Below are 19,329 nucleotides of genomic sequence, written 5' to 3' on the forward strand. Positions count from 1 at the left end.
GTTCCCGGTCCACGGACCGGGAACACCGCCCCTTCGGCGTGCTTGGACTTTCGGGCGGACCTGTTGGACGTTAACCACCGGTCCGCGCGCAGTCCTTCCCCGCGCCACCCGGCCTGCATAGCTTCCCCGCTGTAACCACCGGAAATGGGGAGGCTCTTTTGACCACGGACATGTCACGGCGTCGGCTCTTCGCGCTGGGCGGCGGCGCGCTCGGCGCCGCCGCGGCGGGATCGTTCCTGCCGCCGTCGCTCCAGGCCGCCATCGCCGCGCAGCCCGCCCACGCGGGGCCCGGCGGCGGAGGGCTGGGGGAGATCCGGCACGTGGTGATCCTGATGCAGGAGAACCGTTCCTTCGACCACTACTTCGGCACCCTGCGCGGTGTGCGCGGCTTCGGCGACCGCAACGCCGTCGAACTGCCCGGCGGTACGTCGGTGTTCGAGCAGCCCGGCGCGGCCGGCTCCACCGTGCTGCCCTTCCCGGTGCGCGAGGCCGCCGAGGAGCAGAAGAAGGACCTCCAGTACATAGGCGCCCTCGACCACTCCTGGAACGGCGGCGCGAAGGCGTGGGGCGGCGGCTGGATGAACGGCTGGATCAGCGCCAAGACCGCCGCCACGATGGCGTACTACGACCGCCGCGACATCCCGCTGCACTACGAGCTGGCCGACACGTTCACCGTCTGCGACGCGTACCACTCCTCGATCCACAGCTCCACCAGCCCCAACCGCAACCATCTGTGGAGCGGGAAGACCGGCTTCGAGCCGAACGGCAAGCGGGCCGTCGGCAACGACGCGTACAGCGAGGGCACGCACCCCGGCTACGACTGGTCCACCTATGCCGAACGGCTGGAGAAGGCCGGACGCAGCTGGCGTACGTACACCGAGTGGGAGAACTTCACCGACAACCAGATCGAGTTCTACGCCACCTTCAAGGCCGTCGCCCGCAAGGCCCTGGCGAGGACCGGTGGCCACACCTACATGGAGTCCTTCTACGCACAGGTCCGGGGCGCCTCCGGAACCGAACGGGAGCGGCTGCTCGGCCTCCTCGACGAGGGCGTGGCCACGCTGACCCGGCAGGAGCGCAGCCTGTTCGAGCGGGCGCTGCGCCGGGTCCCGACCGGGACGCTGGCCGAGGAGTTCGCCAAGGACGTGGCGGCCGGGACGCTGCCCGAGGTCTCCTACCTCGTCCCGTCGGCGATCGACTCCGAGCACCCGAGCGTCTCCTCGCCGGTGCACAGCGCCACTGTCGTCTACAAGATCCTCGACGCGCTCGGCAGGCACCCGGACGTGTGGCGGCACACCGCCGTGCTGATCAACTACGACGAGAACGACGGCTTCTTCGACCACGTCCCGCCGCCCGTCGCGCCTCCCGGCGTGCTCGACGAGCAGTGGGAGGGCCGTCCGACCGGCCTCGGCGTCCGGGTGCCGATGCTCGTCGTCTCGCCGTGGACCGTGGGCGGCTACGTCTGCTCCGAGGTCTTCGACCACACCTCCGTCATCCGCTTCCTGGAACGCTGGACGGGTGTGGAGGAGCCGAACATCAGCGACTGGCGGCGGCAGGTCACCGGCGACCTCACCTCCGCGTTCGACTTCACCCGGCAGCGGCGGCAGCCGGCCGTGCGGCAGCCCGGGGCGATCCCGCCGCTCAGCGGCCGCTGGTCGCCGAGGCCGCCCGCCGTACAGCGGCTCCCCGAGCAGGAGCCCGGCGTACGCCCGGCGCGCCCGCTGCCCTACCAGCCCGACGCCCAGGCCCGGCGGGCCGGCGGTGGCCTGCGGGTGGAGCTCGCCAACAGCGGCCCGTCGTCCGTCCACTTCGCGCTGTACCCGTACGCGGGTGAGTTCCCGGCTCCGCAGCACCAGGACGTCCGGGGCGACGGGTACTGGACCGTGCCGGTGGCGGGGGAGGCGTACCGCTTCACGGTGACCGGGCCGAACGGCTTCCGGCGCGAGTTCGAGGGGCCGGCCGACGGCGGGGCGGAGGTCACCAGCCGCGTGGACGGCCGCGACCGCGATCTGCACCTCACCCTGCGCAACAACGGCCGCCGGGCCCTGACCTTCCTGGTGCGGCCGCTCGGTTACGTGGACGAGGCCGACCTGAAGGGCTGGACCCGTCGCGTCACCGTCAAACCCGGCCGCAGCCGTACGGTCGTGCACTCGGCGGCCGACGCGCGCGGCTGGTACGACCTGGCGGTCACCGCCGAGGGCGAGAGCGGCTTCCGGCGGCGGCTGATGGGGCACATCGAGAACGGCCGGGCGAGCGTCTCCGGCTGACCCGTCGGTCGTGGGGCCTGATCCATCCCGGTGCGGGTCGGGATCAGGCCCTGTGACCATGGCCACGAATGGGACAAAGGATCATCTTCTGCTGTCAGAGTGACGTTCTCAGGTCATGAGACGTTTACGGGCAGATCACGTTATCTGCGGGTAAAGGTCCACGAACCCGCAGGGAGCGCGTCCCCTTGGCTGCCATCGCCCGCTGGTGCGTCACGCACCGCCTCATCGCCGTCCTGATCTGGCTGCTCGCCCTCGGGGGCACGGCCGCCGCCGCGGGGTTCGCGGGGTCCGCCTACTCCAACGACTACGAGGCGCCCGGTACCGAGTCCGGGCGGGCCGCGGAGCTGTTGAAGAGCGGGTTCACCGATCTCGGCGGGGACACCGACACCATCGTCTGGCACACCGAGGACTCGACGGTCCGGGCCACCGACGTCGAGCAGAAGATGACCCGCACCCTGCACGCCGTGGAGCGGCTGCCCGGGGTCGGGGCGGTCGACAGCCCGTACACCGAGACCGGGGCCGCGCAGATCAGCGCCGACGGGCACACCGCGTACGCCACCGTGACCTTCGACAAGCGCGCCGACGACGTGCCCGTGACGCAGGCGCAGGCGGTCGTGGACACCGCCGAGGCGGCCGGGAGCCCGCATCTGCGTGTCGAGCTGGGCGGTCAGGCCGTCGGGCTCACCGAGGCGCACGCCGCTCATCTCAGCGAGGTCATCGGGGTGGCCGTCGCGGCCGTCGTGCTCTTCCTCGCCTTCGGTTCGCTCGCCGCGAGTCTGCTGCCCATCGCCACCGCGCTCGTCTCGGTCGGCACGGCGTACGCGGGCATCGTGCTCCTCGGGCACCTGATGACCGTCGCCGACTTCGCGCCCATGCTCGGCATGCTCATAGGGCTCGGCGTGGGCATCGACTACGCCCTGTTCATCGTCACCCGGCACCGCAGAGGGCTCCGGCGCGGCATGACCGTGCCGGAGGCCGCGCAGCACGCTGTGGCGACGACCGGGCGGGCCGTGGTCTTCGCCGGGGCCACCGTCTGCATCGCGCTCCTCGGCATGCTGATCCTCCGGTTGAGCTTCCTCAACGGCGTGGCCATCGCCGCCTCGCTCACCGTCGTCCTGACCGTGGCCGCCTCGGTGACCCTTCTCCCGGCCCTCCTCTCGCTCATCGGACTGCGGGCGCTCAGCCGGCGCGAACGGGCCCGGCTGGCCGCGCACGGGCCGCAGCCCGAGCCGCCCACCGGTTTCGCCGCCCGCTGGTCCGCCTTCGTGGAGCGGCACCCCAAGCTCCTGGGCGCCGCGGCCGCCGTGGTGATGCTGGTCCTCGCGCTGCCCACCTTCTCGCTCCACCTGGGCAGCTCCGACCAGGGCAACAACGCGGCGTCCTCGACCACCCGGCAGGCGTACGACCTGCTCGCCGACGGCTTCGGCCCCGGCGTCAACGGACCGCTGACCGTCGCCGCGCACCTGGACGGTGCCGACGACCGGCTCGCGATGGACGCCCTGCCCGCCACCCTGCGTACGGTCGACGGGGTGGCCTGGGCCTACCCGGTGACGTACAACGCCGGAGGCGACACCGCGTACGTCACCGTCGTCCCCGACTCCGCCCCGCAGTCCCGCGCGACCAGCGACCTCGTGGAGCGGCTGCGTACGGACGTGCTGCCGAAGGCGGCCGACAACACCTCGCTGGAGACCCATGTGGGCGGGGTCACGGCCAGCTACGACGACTTCGCGCAGATCGTCATCGGCAAGCTGCCGCTGTTCATCGGCGTCGTCATAGGGCTCGGCTGCCTGCTCCTGCTGCTGGCCTTCCGGTCCGTCGGCATCCCGCTGAAGGCGGCGGCGATGAACGTCGCGGCGGTCGCCTCGTCGTTCGGCGTCGTCGTCGCGATCTTCCAGTGGGGCTGGGGCAGCGAGCTGCTGGGCCTGGGCAGCGCGGGCCCCATCGAGCCCTTCCTGCCGGTGATCATGGTCTCCGTGCTCTTCGGCCTCTCCATGGACTACCAGGTCTTCCTGGTCGGCCGGATGTACGAGGAGTGGCTGGAGACCCGCGACAACCGGCGCGCGGTCCGGGTGGGCCTCGCCGAAACGAGCCGGGTCATCAACTCGGCCGCTGTGATCATGATCTCGGTGTTCCTCGCCTTCGTCCTCAGCGGCGACCGCGTCATCGCGATGTTCGGCATCGCCCTCGCGGCCGCCGTCGCCCTGGACGCCTTCGTCCTGCGCACCCTGCTCGTCCCGGCCCTCATGCACCTGCTGGGCGGCGCCAACTGGTGGCTCCCCGGCTGGCTGGAACGCCGCCTGCCCCGCCTGAGCATCGAGCCGCCGGACCGCCCGGTGGTACGGATGCCGGTGCCCGGCGTGCGGACGTACGAGGACGAGCCGGCCGAGCGCGTCCACTGACCGCCCGCCGGGGCGACCGGATGCGTTAAGGGGCCTCTCATCTGCGGCACCTAGCGTGCGCCGCATGAACCCCACCACGCCCGAAGCCGTCGCCGACGGTGCGAAGACGACGGAAGAAACGACCGAAGGAACGACCGACGAGACGACCGGCACGACCGACCGCGTCACCGCGGAGACGGACGCGGAGACGGACGCGGACGCCGTCGAGGAGAGCGACGACGACACCGCCGAGGAGACCTCGGGCCGGCTCGCCGCCGCCTCCGCGGCCGTCGTCTCCGCCGGACTCGGCGTCGTCGGCCTCACCGGCGCCTGGAGCGGCCGGGTCGCCGCCGAGCGCGAGACCCTGATCGGCCAGATCAAGACCTCCTCCGGCGGCTCGGCGGCCCAGCAGATCAACGAGATATACGGCGACGCCTGGCACGCCACCGCCCTGGTCAACGGCCTCTTCGGGCTCCTGGCCCTGCTGGTCGGCGGCTACGTCCTGGTCCGGCCCGCGTTCGGCGCCCCGGCCCGGCAGCCGCAGGCCGGCTGGGTCCGCGCGGTGGCCCGGGGCGGCCTCGTCCTCGGCATCCTCGGCGTGCTGATCTCCGTAGCGATGTACTTCGACCTCATCGTCGCCCTGCCCACCACGGCCGGATAGGACGGTTCCGGGGGCCGGGCGGCACGGCCTAAGGCATGCCCGGGTGGTTTCCCCGGTCCTCAGCGGGGGTGAGCCCCCGGGCCTAAGGCTCCCGTACGCCACAGATGCGGAACACGCCCGATGTGGCGCACCCCCCTGGGGGACGAGAGTGGTGGCACGGCAGAGGAACTGCCGCCACCGAGGCCCGCGAGGGCCCTCACCCCAGGGGACATCCCATGTTCGAGTACGAACTCCACAAGGCCATGCACGCCGAACGCCTCCGCCGCGCCGACCTCCAGCGCCTCGCCGGCGAAGCGACCCGCGCCCGCCGCGCCCGCCGGACCCTCCGCAAGGAATCCGGAAGGACGGTGAGTACCGGCGGTGTACGGGACCGGTTCACGCACGCCGCGTAGGGCGGAGGCGGTGGACCGGGGCCGGGGGCCCTTCAGCCCCCGGCTTATTCCGTCCGCACTGTCGGACTCGTGTGCGATGCTCGGCCCCGTGGAGACCAGGTCAGTCAGCCCCGTCTTCGTCGGCCGCACCGGCGAACTCAACTCGCTCACCGGCGCGCTCACCCGCGCCACCAAGGAACCCTCCGGCACCGCCGGAGGGTTCCTTGGTGCGCCGCAGGCCCTGCTCATCGGCGGCGAGGCGGGCGTCGGCAAGACCCGCCTCGTCGAGGAGTTCCTCGCCGTCGCCGCCCGCCGCGACGCGGTCGTCGCCGTCGGCGGCTGCGTCGAGATCGGCGCCGACGGCCTCCCGTACGCCCCCTTCTCCACCGCCCTGCGCGCCCTGCGCCGCGCCCTGCCCGACGAGATGGCCGCCGCCTGCTCCGGCCAGGAGGGCGAACTGGCCCGGCTGCTCCCCGAGCTGGGCGAGACCGGCCGCGACGGCAACGACGAGCTCGGCACCGCCCGCCTCTTCGAACTGACCGTCCGGCTCCTGGAACGCCTCTCCGCCGACCGGGCCGTCGTCCTCGTCCTGGAGGACCTGCACTGGGCGGACTCCTCGACCCGCCACCTCCTCGCCTACCTCTTCCGCACCCTGCGCAGCGGCCGGCTCGTCGTCGTCGGCACCTACCGCGCCGACGACATCCACCGCCGCCACCCCCTGCGCCCGCTCCTCGCCGAGATCGACCGGCTCCGCACCGTCCGCCGCATCGAGCTCTCCCGCTTCACCCGCTCCGAGGTCCGCCGCCAGCTCGCCGGCATCCTCGCGGGCACCCCCGACCCCGCCCTGGTGGACGAGATATTCGAGCGCTCCGACGGCAACGCCTTCTTCGTGGAGGAGCTGGCCTGCATCCTGGAGTGCGGCGACGGGGACGGTGACGGCCTGCCCGAATCGCTGCGCGACCTCCTCCTCGTCCGCGTCGAGGCCCTGTCCGCCGACGCCCAGAAGGTCGCCCGGATCGTCGCCGAGGGCGGCTCCGCCGTCGAGTACGAACTCCTCGCCGCCGTCGCCGGCCTCAGCGAGGACGACCTCATCGCGGCGCTGCGCACCGCCGTCGGCGCCAACCTGCTCCTGACCACCCCCGAGGGCGACGGCTACCGCTTCCGCCACTCCCTGGTCCGCGAGGCCGTCAGCGACGACCTCCTCCCCGGCGAGCGCTCCCGCCTCAACCGCCGGTACGCGGAGGCGCTGGAGGCCGACCCGGCCCTCGTCTGCGACGGCGAGCGCGCGACCCGCCTGGCCAGCTACTGGTACGGGGCGCACGACCCCGCCAAGGCGCTGCCCGCCGTGCTGAAGGCATCGGTCCGGGCCCGCCACCGCAACGCCTACGCCGAGCAACTGCGCCTCCTGGAACGCGCCCTCGAACTGTGGGACGGCGCCCCCGAGGACGTCCGCCACACCCTGCGCCCCATCGACTACGCCGAGGTCTACCCGTCCTGCGGGCGGGACGCCTCGACCCCGCTGACCTACCTCGACCTGATGGCCGAGGCCACCGTCGCCGCCCGCCTCGGCGGAGAGCGCGAACGGGCCTTCGCCATCTGCAAGAAGGCCCTGCGCATCCTGGAGGGCGAGGACGACGCGCTGCGCGCCGCCTGGTTCTGGGTCCAGCGCTCCCGCCTCGTCCAGGACCTCACGCGCGGTGACGGCTGGGAGGAGCTGGCCACCGCCGAGCGGCTGGTCCGGGGCCTGCCCCCGTCCGCGGTGCACGCGGACGTCCTGATGATGGTGGCCGGATGGGGCGCCCTGCACCGTCCCGGCGCCGAGACCCTGGCCGCCGCCGAACGGGCCGTGGAGTACGCGCAACTGGTCGGCAACGAGTACATCGAGCTGCACGCCCGGCTCACCCGCGGCTGGCTGAACACGGACGCGGGCGCCGTGGACGAGGGCATCGCCGAGATGTACGCCGTGCGCGACCGGGCCGACGAGCTGGGCCTCATCGACATCATGGGCCGGGCCGGCATCAACCTCCCCTCCACCCTGGAGGCGATGGGCCGCTCCCTGGAGGCGGTGGCCGCGGCCGACCACGGCATCCGCGTCTGCCACGAGCACGGCGTCGCGGACATCGAGGCGTGGGTCCGCACCAACCAGGCGATGTCGCTGTTCTCGCTGGGCCGCTGGGACGAGGCCGTGGCCACCACGGAGGCCGCCGCCCGCAAGTCGCTGTCCCGCAAGTCCCAGGGGCTGGTCGCCTCCCGGCGTACCGAACTCGCCCTCGTCCGGGGCGACCTCGCCGAGGCCGAACGGCAACTCGCGCTGACCCGGCGCTGCTTCGGCTCCAGCGACCCCCAGCCCCAGCACTTCATCAACCCCGTACGCCACGCCATCCAGATCGCCGTGATGCAGGGCCGGCTGCCCGAGGCGCGCGCCGCCTTCGAGGCGCAGGCCGCCGAGGGCTTCCCCACCGGCACCCAGCGCTACGCCTTCCCGATGCTGCACGCCGTCGCGGCGGCCGAGGCCGATGCCCGGGGTCTGCCCGCCACCGAACCGGGCCGCCCCGCCGTCCTCGACCTGGTCCGGGGCCACCTCAAGCGGCTGCCGGTCCTGGTCCCGGTCTGGTCCGCCTACGCCCTGCTGATCGAGGCGGAACTGGCCAGGGCCGAGGGCGTGGACACACCGGACCACTGGGACGGCGCCGCCCGCGCGTTCACCCCGCTGCACCGCCCGTACGAGCTGGCGCAGATCCACCACCGCTGGGCGGAGGCCCTCCTCGTCGCCTCCGGTGACCGGGCCACCGCCACCGGCCTGCTGCGCGACGCGCACACCACCGCCGTCCGGCTCGGGGCCCGCCCGCTCACCGAGACCATCGAACTGCTGGCCGGCCGCGCCCGCGTCGCCCTGGCCGGCGCGGGCGGCGAGGCCGAGGAGGTGCCGGCCGCGGTCGTCGTCCCGGGCGGACCCGGGCCCGCCCGGGACCCCTCCGGCGAGCAACTGCGGGCCGCCGCGGCCGCGGTGGAGTCCTTCGGGCTGACCCCGCGCGAGCAGGACGTGCACCGGCTGGTCGCGGCGGGCCTCACCAACCGCCGGATCGCCGAGGAGCTGTACATCTCGCCGAAGACCGCGAGCGTCCACGTCTCCAACATCCTGGCCAAGCTGGGTGTGACCGGCCGCGGCGAGGCCGCCGCCCTGGCCCACCGGCTGCGGCTGTACCCGGTGCCGGAGCAGCGGTGAAGCGGCCGGCGGCTATGTGACCCGCACCAGCAGGATCCTGTCGTCCCCCGGCTTCGGGGTGCCCCGGCCGTCCGTCTCGCTCGTGACCAGCCACAGCCTGTCGCCGCCCGCCGCCAGGACCGTGCGCAGCCGGCCGTACTCGCCCTCCAGGAACGCCTGCGGGTCGGCCAGCGGCTCCTTCGCCGCCCCGTCCTCGCGGGAGAGCGGGATGCGCCACAGCCGCTCGCCCCGCAGTCCCGCCATCCAGATGGAGCCCTTGACGTACGCGATGCCGCTGGGCGACGCCTCGGAGGTCTTCCACTGGGCGACCGGGTCGCGGAAGCCCTCCTTGTGCGCGGTGCCCTCGACGTCCGGCCAGCCGTAGTTGCCGCCCGGCTCGATCAGGTTCAGCTCGTCCCAGGTGTCCTGGCCGAACTCGGAGGCCCACAGCCGCTTCTCCGCGTCCCAGGCGAGACCCTGCACATTGCGGTGCCCGTACGAATACACCACGGAGTCGCCCTCCGGGTTGCCGTGCAGCGGCTCGCCGTCGGGCGTCATCCGCAGGATCTTGCCCGCCAGGGACTCCTTCTCCTGCGCCCGGCCGTCGTCGCCCGTCTCGCCCGTGCCCGCGTACAGCGCGCGGTCGGGTCCGAAGGCGATCCGGCCGCCGTTGTGGATCCCGCCCTTGGGGATGCCGCGCAGGATGGTGTCCGGGGCGCCGAGCAACTGGCCGGGCGAGCCGTTCTCGTCGTAGATCATGCGGGCGATGCGGTTGTCCGACGCGGTGGTGAAGTACGCGTAGACCTGGTGGTCCGTGCCGAAGTCGGGCGATACGGCGAGGCCGAGCAGCCCGCCCTCACCGGCCGGGGCGACCCCGGGGACCGTGCCGAGGAGCTTCTTCTTGCCGGTCTCCGCGTCGATCCGGGTGATGGTGCCCTTGTCCCGGGAGCCCACCAGCAGGTCGCCGCCGGGGAGCGCGGCCAGCCCCCACGGGGAGTTCAGCCCCTCGGTGAGCGTCGAGACCACCTTCGCCGAGCCCTTGGCCGGGGGCTGGTCGGCCGGGGGGCGCGAGACGGACGGCGACGGGGAGGGGGACTCGGCGGCCGGCCCGGAGGGGGAGTGCGCCGGTGGACTCGCGCCCGCCGGGCTCCCCGGGTCCCCGCCGGAGCCGCACCCGGCGGCCATCAGCAGGGCCCCGGCCGCCAGTACGGCCACCGCGCCCCGCCGCGCCCCGGGGCCGCCCCGGCCCCGCCCCGTACGCCCCTCGGAGCCCTGCACTGATCCCAACACCGCACCTGTCCCTTCAACGGCCGCCTGTCCCCTGTTCTTACACCGAGCGGACGCGGACCGGGGCGCTTTCCGGAGCGGTGGCCAGCGCGCCCAGGGCGTGTTCCGAAAGTAGCGCCGTCCGCCCGGCCGGGCAGGCGGGACTCTCGGAACACGCCCTAGTCCCAGGACTCGCGCGGCGCCGGCAGCCGGTCGATCTCCGCCAGGTCGCGTTCCGTCAGGGTCAGCGCGGACGCGCCCGCGTTCTCCACCGCCCAGTCCTCCCGTTTCGTGCCGGGCACCGGCACCACCTGGGGCCCCTGGTGCAGCACCCAGGCCAGGGCCACCTGCGCGGGCGTCGCCCCGTGCCGCTCGGCGACCCGGCGCAGCCCCACCACCAGCGGCTGGTTCGCCGCCATCATCTCGGCCGTGAACCGGGGATGCCGGGCCCGCAGGTCCTCCGGTTCGAACCCCTGCCCCGGCGTCAGCGTCCCCGTGAGGTAGCCGTTGCCCAGCGGCATCGCGGCCAGGAAGCCCACGCCCCGGGCCGCGCACCACGGCAGCAGCGACTCCAGCGCCTGCGGCGACCAGACCGACAGCTCCGCCTGCACCGCGCTGACCGGGAACACCTGCTGCACCCGCTCCAGTTGCCGGATCGTTCCGTCGTGCGTCCGGGCGCCCGAACGCCGCGACGCCCGCGCGCCGACCGCGCACAGGCCCAGCGCCCGCACCTTGCCCGCGCTCACCAGCTCCGCCATCGCGCCCCACGTCTCCTCGACGGGTACCTCGGGGTCGGCGCGGTGGAGCTGGTAGAGGTCGATCACATCGGTCTGGAGCCGCCGCAGCGAGGCGTCGCAGGCCCGGCGCACGTATCCCGGCCTGCCGTTGGCCACGATGTGCTGATCCCCCACCAGGAGCCCGCACTTGGTGGACACGAACGCCTCGGCCCGACGGCCCTTCAGCGCCCGCCCCACCAACAGCTCATTGGTGAAGGGGCCGTACATGTCGGCGGTGTCGAGCAGATCGACGCCCGCGTCCAGCGCCGCGTGCACCGCCCGCAGCGCACGGTCGCCCCGCTGCTGCGAGGCGCTGTACGCCCAGCTCATCGGCATGCAGCCGAGACCGACCGCACCCACGGCGAGCGCCGCCGCACCGAGACTCCTGCGCTCCAACTCCCCGAACCCCTCCCTAGGCCGTGTCCGTGCAGTCCCGTATGGCCCGCGGGCGTACGACGGGACTGCACGGACACGGCCCTCGCACCCACAACAACCTAACCTCTGCGCCCCGGAGGGCTTCGCATAGCCTCCTGACCATGACTTCCACCACGCGATCCGCCCCCGCCCCCGAGGTCTGGCTGCCCCTCCCGGCCGACGAGATCGAGGGGCTTCCCGAGGGCCTGACGTACCACTTCTGGGACGGCGGGAAGGACTACCCGGCCGACCCCGCCGACTGCGCCTACTACGTCGTCCCCTACATGAAGGGCATGGAGGTCGCGGTCCGGCCGCTCGGTGCGATGAGCCGCGTCCAGGTCGTGCAGACGCTGTCGGCGGGCACCGACCACGTCGAGCCGGGCCTCGCCGGACTGCACGCGGGCGTGCAGGTGTGCAACGCCAAGGGCGTCCACGAGGCGTCCACCGCGGAACTGACCCTCGCGCTGATCCTGGCCTCGCTGCGCGGGCTCCCCGGCTTCGTGCACGGCCAGGACGACGAGGAGTGGCGGTCCGGCTTCTACCCGGCCCTCGCCGACAAGTCCGTGCTGATCGTGGGCTACGGATCGATCGGCTCGGCCATCGAGGACCGGCTCGCACCGTTCGAGTGCGCGCGGGTCGCACGCGTCGCGCGCTCTGCACGGACAACCGCACGCGGCCCCGTACACACGCTCGACGACCTCCCGGCCCTGCTGCCCGAGGCCGACGTGGTCATCCTGTCCACCCCGCTGAACCCCTCCACGCAGGGGCTGGCGGGCGCGGAGTTCCTGGCCGCGATGCGCGACGGGGCGCTCCTGGTCAACGTCGCCCGGGGCGGAGTGGTCGACACCAAGGCCCTGTTGTCCGAACTCGAGTCGGGCCGGCTGCGCGCCGCCCTCGACGTCACCGACCCGGAACCGCTGCCTTCCGGCCATCCCCTCTGGCATGCTCCGAACGTCCTCATCACCCCGCACGTCGGCGGCAGCACCTCCGCGTTCCTGCCGCGCGCCGAGCGGCTGATCGCCGGACAGCTCACCCGCTTCGCCGCGGGGCAGCCGCTGGACAACGTCGTACGCACCACCGGCTGACCACGCAACGGGCACGTCCGGCTCCCCTCCGTGGCCACAACACCGCAGGTCGTCACGGAGAGTAGAGGAACTATGTCCCTGAGTGACGAGTCTGGTGTATCGTCCCGAAAGGGGTGTCGCGCCGTGGCAGGGACGGCGCCGGGGAGCCAGTCACACGCGAGGGGGCGACGGGCGATGGACGGCCGATGGGCGAACGATCCGACACGACGGGGCCGGCGACGGCGCGCGGCGGGTCCGGTGAGCCGGCGCCGCAGCCGGCCGGGGACCTCGGGAGGCCCGCGGTGAGCGCCCCGGTGAGCACCCGCGGAGCGTTCCTCGCCCGGCAGTCCGGGCCGGGCCGCGCCTCCGCACTGCTCCCGCAGCTCGTCCTCGGCCTCGTCTGCGGCGGTTACGCGGTGGGCGCGGCCACCGGCTGGGGCTCGGCCGAGGTCGCCCTGTTCATGGGGGACTTCGGCCTGAGCGCCGCCGCCCTGGCCGCCGCCGTCTCCTGCTTCCTCTTCGCCCGCGTCGCCGACCCGAGGTTCCGCCCGGCCTGGCTGCTGTTCGCGCTCTCCTCGCTGATGGCCTGTGCGGGCAACGCCGTCTGGGGCTGGTACGAGTGCGTGCGCGAGGTCCGCGTCCCGAGCCCGTCCCTCGCCGACGTCTTCTTCCTCTGCTTCGCGCCGCCCGCGATCGTCGGTCTCCTCGTCCTCGCCAAGCGGCCCGTCACCCGCGCCGGCTGGGTCTGCCTGGCCCTCGACTCCTGGCTGATCGGCGGCTCGCTGCTCACCCTGTCCTGGAGCCTCGCCCTCGCCCACACCGCGCACGTCGCGGACATCGAGGGCGACAGCGTGGCCCGCGCCGCACTCTCGCTGGCCTACCCGCTGCTCGACATCGTGCTCGTCTCGATGGTCCTCGCCCTGCACTTCCGGCGCGCCAGCGTCAACCGCGCCGCGGTGAACACCGCCATCGCCGCGCTCGCCCTGACCGTGCTGTGCGACGCCCTGTTCACCTCGCCGCTGCTCCGCCAGACCTACCACTCGGGCCAGTTGCTCGACGCCGGCTGGTTCGCCGGCTCGCTGCTCCTCGCGTACGCCCCCTGGGGTGCCGCACGCGACGCGGACAACGCTGTCCCGGGCGAGACCGAGGGAGAGGACCCGGGCGCCCCGCGCACCGCCAGCCGCCCCATCGCCGGCTCACTGGCCGCGCTGACCCCGTATCTCGCCGCGGCCGTCTGCACCCTGGGCATCCTGTACAACGTGATCGAGGGCCGCCGGGTGGACCGCGTCGTCGTCCTCACCGGGTGCACGGTGGTCCTCGCGCTCGTCGTCCGCCAGGGCATCATGCTCCTCGACAACATCGCCCTCACCCAGGAACTGGCCCAGAAGGAGAACCACTTCCGCTCCCTGGTGCAGGGTTCCAGCGACGTCATCATGATCGCCGCGCCCAGCGGCGTCCTGCGCTACGTCAGCCCCGCCGCCGCCGGTGTCTACGGGCGGGACGCGGACGAGCTGGTGGGCGCCGAGCTGTCCTCGATCATCCACCCCGACGACCTCGGCCGCGTCGTCCACGAGGTCCGCCGCTTCCTCGCCGCCCCGCCCGGCGAGGAGCCCGCCACGCGCATCGAGTGCCGCTTCCGGTCCGGCTCCGGCGACTGGCTCAACGTCGAGTCCACCGTCAACCGCCACCAGGGCGGCCTGCTCCTCAACAGCCGGGACGTCACCGAACGCGTGCGGCTCCAGGCCCAGTTGCAGCACAACGCCGAGCACGACCCGCTCACCGACCTGCCCAACCGGGCCCTGTTCACCGCCCGGGTCCGCCAGGCGCTCGCCGGCCGCCGCGCCGGGGACGCGGGCACCGCCGTCCTCTTCATCGACCTGGACGGCTTCAAGGCGGCCAACGACCGGCTCGGCCACCAGGCGGGCGACGAGCTGCTCGTCCAGGCCGCCCGCCGCCTCCACGAGTCCGTCCGCTCCGGGGACACCGCCGCCCGCCTCGGGGGCGACGAGTTCGCCGCCCTCATCGTCGGCGACGCCGGCCGCGAGCAGGACGCCCGCGAGTGCCAGGTCCACGAGATCGCCGACCGGCTGCGCCTCACGCTCTCCGAGCCCTACCGCGTCGGCGACGGCGAGGTCCGCGTCACCGCCTCCATCGGCGTCGCCTTCGCCGAGCCCGGCATCACCCCCAACGACCTCATGCGCAACGCGGACCTCGCCATGTACCGCGCCAAGGCCGGCGGCAAGAACCGCGTCGAGCTGTACGCCCCGCAGATGCAGGCCGACGTGGTCCGCCGCTCCGAGCTGGCGACCCGGCTGCGCGGCGCCCTGCGCGACGGCGAGTTCGCGCTCCTCCACCAGCCCGTGGTGCACCTGGCCACCGGCCGGGTCGCCGCCGTCGCCGCCCAGGCCCGCTGGCGCTCCGCCCAGGGCATCCTGTTCACGCCCGCCGAGTTCCTGCGGATCTCCGAGGACGGCGACCGCACCGCCGAGCTGGGCCGCTGGCTCCTCGAAGAGGCCGTCGAGCAGGCCGCCGACCGGGCCAGGGCGGGTCACCGGACCGCGGTGTCCGTCCGCCTCCCGGCCCGGAGGCTGCTCGACCGGGGCTCCCCGGCCGGCTCCGTCGAGGCACTGCTCACGCGGTACGGGCTGCCGTCCGGGGCGCTGATGATCGAGGTCGCGGACAGCGACCCCCGGGTGCCCTTCGAGGAGCTGGAACAGCGCCTGGCCGCGCTGCGCCGGCTGGGCGTCCGGATCGCGCTCGACGGCTTCGGCAGCGGCTACGCCGCGATCAACGCCCTGCGCCGCCTCCCGATCGACGTGCTCAAGCTGGACCGGGGCCTGGTGGAGGGCGTCGTGGAGTCGGCGCGGCTGCACAAGATCACCAGCGGGCTGCTCCGGATCGCCTGCGACCTCGGGATGCAGTCCGTGGCCGACGGCGTGGACGTCCCGGAGCAGGTCCTCGCCCTGCGCGCCATGGGCTGCACGCACGGCCAGGGCGCGGCCTTCTCGGGGCCGTTGGACGAGTACCGGCTGCGCCGCGCCCTGGTCCGCGGGACGTTCCCGGTGCCCGCCGGAGTGCCCGCGCAGCCGGTTCTCACGGGGGGTGCGGTCCCGTCCCTCACCCGCTCACATGGTGAGACACCCGTCCCACCCACTTGACACTCCGCGTGCGTCGGAGAGAGGGTCAATGCCATGCGCACCCGAATTCTCGTACTTGGAAAGCGCGTCGGCTGAAGCAGGGTCCCTCCATGACACCCTGCGACCGCACCGGCGCGCTCCCCTCGCTTGCCTCACGGCACGAGGGGTTTTTTGTTGCACCGGACCAGGCAAAACGTCGTAAAACACTCGCAAAAACCTCAGCTTCGAGAAGAGAATGCCGATGACCGAGCAGGCCACAGGGGCCCACCATCCCCAGCCGCGGGCCCGTACCGGCGGATCGCCCGCCGCCTCCGTTGAGCACCTCACGGGCGCGCAGTCCCTCATCCGCTCTCTCGAGGAAGTCGGGGCCGACACCGTATTCGGCCTCCCCGGCGGCTGCATTCTCCCCGCCTACGACCCGCTGATGGACTCCACCCGGGTCCGTCACATCCTGGTCCGGCACGAGCAGGGCGCGGGTCACGCGGCCACCGGCTACGCGCAGGCCACCGGCAAGGTCGGCGTCTGCATGGTCACCTCGGGCCCCGGCGCCACCAACCTCGTCACCCCGATCGCCGACGCGGCCATGGACTCCGTTCCGATGGTCGCGATCACCGGTCAGGTCGCCTCCGGCGCCATCGGTACGGACGCCTTCCAGGAAGCCGACATCTGCGGCATCACCATGCCGATCACGAAGCACAACTTCCTGGTCACCCGCGCCGAGGACATCGCGCACACGATCGCCGAGGCGTTCCACATCGCCTCCACCGGCCGCCCGGGCCCGGTCCTGGTCGACATCGCCAAGGACGCGCTCCAGGCGAAGACCACCTTCAGCTGGCCGCCGGTCATGGACCTGCCCGGCTACCGCCCGGTGACCAAGCCGCACGCCAAGCAGATCCGCGAGGCCGCCAAGCTCATCACCCAGGCCAAGCGCCCGGTGCTCTACGTGGGCGGCGGCGTGATCAAGGCCGGGGCCACCGCCGAACTCAAGGTGCTGGCCGAGCTGACCGGAGCGCCCGTCACCACCACCCTGATGGCGCTCGGCTCCTTCCCCGACAGCCACCCGCTGCACGTGGGAATGCCCGGTATGCACGGTGCGGTCACCGCCGTCACCGCGCTCCAGAAGTCGGACCTGATCGTCGCCCTCGGCGCCCGCTTCGACGACCGCGTCACCGGCAAGCTCGACAGCTTCGCCCCGTACGCCAAGGTCGTCCACGCCGACATCGACCCGGCGGAGATCGGCAAGAACCGCGCCGCCGACGTCCCGATCGTGGGCGACGCCCGCGAGGTCATCGCCGACCTCGTCCAGGCGGTCCAGGCCGAGCACACCGAGGGCAACACCGGCGACTACAGCGCCTGGTGGAAGGACCTCAACCGCTGGCGCGAGACCTACCCGCTCGGCTACGACCTCCCCGAGGACGGCAGCCTCTCCCCGCAGCAGGTCATCCAGCGCATCGGCGAACTCGCCCCGCCTGACACGATCTTCGCCGCGGGCGTCGGGCAGCACCAGATGTGGGCCTCGCACTTCATCCAGTACGAGCAGCCCGCCACCTGGCTCAACTCCGGCGGCGCCGGGACCATGGGCTACGCGGTCCCCGCCGCGATGGGCGCCAAGGCCGGCATGCCCGACCGCACGGTCTGGGCGATCGACGGCGACGGCTGCTTCCAGATGACCAACCAGGAGCTCACCACCTGCGCCCTGAACAACATCCCGGTCAAGATCGCCATCATCAACAACGGCGCGCTCGGGATGGTCCGCCAGTGGCAGACCCTGTTCTACAACCAGCGGTACTCCAACACCGTGCTGCACGCGGGCCCGGACGGCGAGACCCCGCCCAACAAGGGCACCCGCGTCCCCGACTTCGTGAAGCTCTCCGAGGCCATGGGCTGCTACGCGATCCGCTGCGAGGACCCGGCCGACCTGGACAAGGTCATCGCCGAGGCGAACGCGATCAACGACCGCCCGGTCGTCATCGACTTCATCGTCCACGAGGACGCCATGGTGTGGCCGATGGTCGCCGCCGGCACCTCCAACGACGAGGTCATGGCCGCCCGGGGCGTCCGTCCCGACTTCGGCGACAACGAAGACGACTGAGAGACAGAGAGAGACCGACTTCCATGTCCACCAAGCACACGCTCTCCGTCCTGGTCGAGAACAAGCCCGGCGTCCTGGCCCGGATCACCGCCCTGTTCTCCCGCCGCGGCTTCAACATCGACTCGCTCGCGGTCGGCACCACCGAACACCCCGACATCTCCCGCATCACCATCGTCGTGAATGTCGAGGACCTGCCCCTGGAGCAGGTCACCAAGCAGCTCAACAAGCTGGTCAACGTCCTCAAGATCGTCGAACTCGAGCCGTCCGCTGCGATCCAGCGCGAGCTCGTCCTGGTGAAGGTCCGCGCCGACAACGAGACCCGCTCCCAGATCGTCGAGATCGTCCAGCTGTTCCGCGCCAAGACCGTAGACGTCTCGCCCGAGGCCGTCACGATCGAGGCGACCGGCGGCGCCGACAAGCTGGAGGCGATGCTCAAGATGCTGGAGCAGTACGGCATCAAGGAGCTCGTCCAGTCCGGCACCATCGCCATAGGACGCGGCGCGCGCTCGATCACCGACCGGTCCCTGCGCGCCCTCGACCGCTCGGCGTAAACAAACCAAGGGCCCGCCGCCCCGCTCGTATGGCGAGACCCGAAAACGTATCTGACGCACCCCGCCGTACGGTGGGACGCAACACCTGCACACCAAGGAGAAGACCCAGTGGCCGAGCTGTTCTACGACGACGATGCCGACCTGTCCATCATCCAGGGCCGCAAGGTCGCGGTCATCGGCTACGGCAGCCAGGGCCACGCCCACGCGCTGTCGCTGCGTGACTCGGGTGTCGACGTCCGTGTCGGTCTGCACGAGGGTTCCAAGTCCAAGGCCAAGGCCGAGGAGCAGGGCCTGCGCGTGGTGACCCCGTCCGAGGCCGCCGCCGAGGCCGACGTCATCATGATCCTCGTCCCGGACCCGATCCAGGCCCAGGTCTACGAGGAGTCCATCAAGGACAACCTGAAGAAGGGCGACGCGCTGTTCTTCGGCCACGGCCTGAACATCCGCTTCGACTTCATCAAGCCGCCGGCCGACGTCGACGTCTGCATGGTCGCCCCCAAGGGCCCGGGCCACCTGGTCCGCCGCCAGTACGAGGAGGGCCGCGGCGTTCCGTGCATCGTGGCCGTCGAGCAGGACGCCACGGGCAACGGCCTGGCGCTCGCCCTCTCGTACGCCAAGGGCATCGGCGGCACCCGCGCCGGCGTCATCAAGACGACCTTCACCGAGGAGACCGAGACCGACCTCTTCGGCGAGCAGGCCGTCCTCTGCGGTGGCACCGCCGCCCTGGTCAAGGCCGGTTTCGAGACCCTGACCGAGGCCGGTTACCAGCCGGAGATCGCCTACTTCGAGTGCCTGCACGAGCTGAAGCTCATCGTGGACCTCATGTACGAGGGCGGCCTGGAGAAGATGCGCTGGTCCATCTCGGAGACCGCCGAGTGGGGCGACTACGTCACCGGCCCGCGCATCATCACGGACGCCACCAAGGCCGAGATGAAGAAGGTTCTCGCCGAGATCCAGGACGGCACCTTCGCCAAGAACTGGATGGCCGAGTACCACAACGGTCTGCCCAAGTACAACGAGTACAAGAAGGCCGACGAGAACCACCTCCTGGAGACCACCGGCCGTGAGCTGCGCAAGCTCATGAGCTGGGTCAACGACGAGGACGCGTAAGCCCCGAGCCCCGGGGGCGGGGGTGACCCGCCCCCGG

At 72.5% G+C, this 19,329-nt stretch carries 12 protein-coding genes; 10 read left to right on the forward strand and 2 right to left on the reverse strand.

The genetic code is table 11. From position 1 onward, the window contains the following. Positions 1-158 precede the first annotated feature (158 nt). The 5 genes from ACN6LM_RS33625 (at position 159) to ACN6LM_RS33645 (ending at position 8,903) form a co-directional block, all read left to right on the forward strand. Positions 159-2,267, forward strand: a complete 2,109-nt coding sequence (locus ACN6LM_RS33625; protein WP_445069177.1) for a phosphocholine-specific phospholipase C — start codon at positions 159-161, stop codon at positions 2,265-2,267. 185 nt (positions 2,268-2,452) lie between these two features. Then, a complete protein-coding gene (locus ACN6LM_RS33630; RefSeq protein WP_445069178.1) occupies positions 2,453-4,666 on the forward strand; it encodes an MMPL family transporter in 2,214 nt (737 codons plus the stop codon). A gap of 64 nt (positions 4,667-4,730) precedes the next feature. Next, positions 4,731-5,306 carry a hypothetical protein gene (locus ACN6LM_RS33635; RefSeq protein ID WP_445069179.1) on the forward strand — a complete coding sequence of 192 codons (576 nt, stop codon included), beginning with the start codon at positions 4,731-4,733 and terminating at the stop codon, positions 5,304-5,306. A 215-nt stretch (positions 5,307-5,521) separates the two neighbouring features. After that, on the forward strand, positions 5,522-5,698 hold the full coding sequence (locus ACN6LM_RS33640) for a hypothetical protein (RefSeq protein WP_445069180.1): 177 nt from the start codon (positions 5,522-5,524) through the stop codon (positions 5,696-5,698). A gap of 76 nt (positions 5,699-5,774) precedes the next feature. Next, positions 5,775-8,903: a helix-turn-helix transcriptional regulator gene (locus ACN6LM_RS33645; RefSeq protein WP_445069181.1), complete on the forward strand. Its 3,129-nt coding sequence runs from the start codon at positions 5,775-5,777 to the stop codon at positions 8,901-8,903. Positions 8,904-8,915: 12 nt separating this feature from the next. Here the strand turns inward: ACN6LM_RS33645 and ACN6LM_RS33650 are convergent, their stop codons facing one another. Beyond that, positions 8,916-10,097: a PQQ-dependent sugar dehydrogenase gene (locus ACN6LM_RS33650; RefSeq protein ID WP_445069185.1), complete on the reverse strand. Its 1,182-nt coding sequence runs from the start codon at positions 10,095-10,097 to the stop codon at positions 8,916-8,918. A gap of 230 nt (positions 10,098-10,327) precedes the next feature. Beyond that, the gene (locus ACN6LM_RS33655) at positions 10,328-11,284 is read right to left on the reverse strand and encodes an aldo/keto reductase (protein WP_445069186.1); all 957 of its coding nucleotides are present in this window, start codon (positions 11,282-11,284) and stop codon (positions 10,328-10,330) included. A 176-nt stretch (positions 11,285-11,460) separates the two neighbouring features. On the opposite strand from ACN6LM_RS33655, the gene ACN6LM_RS33660 reads away from it, so the two are divergent. The 5 genes from ACN6LM_RS33660 to ilvC all read left to right on the forward strand — a co-directional run bounded on the left by ACN6LM_RS33660 (position 11,461) and on the right by ilvC (position 19,292). Next, positions 11,461-12,423 (forward strand): 2-hydroxyacid dehydrogenase, encoded by a 963-nt coding sequence (locus tag ACN6LM_RS33660; RefSeq protein WP_445069182.1) that lies wholly within the window; start codon positions 11,461-11,463, stop codon positions 12,421-12,423. Positions 12,424-12,716: 293 nt separating this feature from the next. Then, on the forward strand, positions 12,717-15,560 hold the full coding sequence (locus ACN6LM_RS33665) for a putative bifunctional diguanylate cyclase/phosphodiesterase (protein WP_445069183.1): 2,844 nt from the start codon (positions 12,717-12,719) through the stop codon (positions 15,558-15,560). A gap of 214 nt (positions 15,561-15,774) precedes the next feature. Next, on the forward strand, positions 15,775-17,631 hold the full coding sequence (locus ACN6LM_RS33670; RefSeq protein WP_445069184.1) for an acetolactate synthase large subunit: 1,857 nt from the start codon (positions 15,775-15,777) through the stop codon (positions 17,629-17,631). 23 nt (positions 17,632-17,654) lie between these two features. After that, positions 17,655-18,182 (forward strand): acetolactate synthase small subunit, encoded by a 528-nt coding sequence (gene ilvN / locus ACN6LM_RS33675; RefSeq protein WP_018102507.1) that lies wholly within the window; start codon positions 17,655-17,657, stop codon positions 18,180-18,182. Between the two features lie 108 nt (positions 18,183-18,290). Further along, the gene (gene ilvC, locus ACN6LM_RS33680) at positions 18,291-19,292 is read left to right on the forward strand and encodes a ketol-acid reductoisomerase (protein ID WP_093705943.1); all 1,002 of its coding nucleotides are present in this window, start codon (positions 18,291-18,293) and stop codon (positions 19,290-19,292) included. Positions 19,293-19,329: the final 37 nt, after the last annotated feature.

It is taken from the genome of Streptomyces sp. SAS_281 (assembly GCF_052542855.1).

Excerpts from the sequence above, each read along its gene's own strand:
- ACN6LM_RS33660 (WP_445069182.1), top strand. The coding sequence starts at position 11,461 with ATGACTTCCACCACGCGATCCGCCCCCGCCCCCGAGGTCTGGCTGCCC.
- ACN6LM_RS33640 (WP_445069180.1), top strand. The coding sequence starts at position 5,522 with ATGTTCGAGTACGAACTCCACAAGGCCATGCACGCCGAACGCCTCCGC.
- ACN6LM_RS33645 (WP_445069181.1), top strand. The coding sequence starts at position 5,775 with ATGCTCGGCCCCGTGGAGACCAGGTCAGTCAGCCCCGTCTTCGTCGGC.
- ACN6LM_RS33635 (WP_445069179.1), top strand. The coding sequence starts at position 4,731 with ATGAACCCCACCACGCCCGAAGCCGTCGCCGACGGTGCGAAGACGACG.
- ilvN (WP_018102507.1), top strand. The coding sequence starts at position 17,655 with ATGTCCACCAAGCACACGCTCTCCGTCCTGGTCGAGAACAAGCCCGGC.
- ACN6LM_RS33670 (WP_445069184.1), top strand. The coding sequence starts at position 15,775 with ATGCCGATGACCGAGCAGGCCACAGGGGCCCACCATCCCCAGCCGCGG.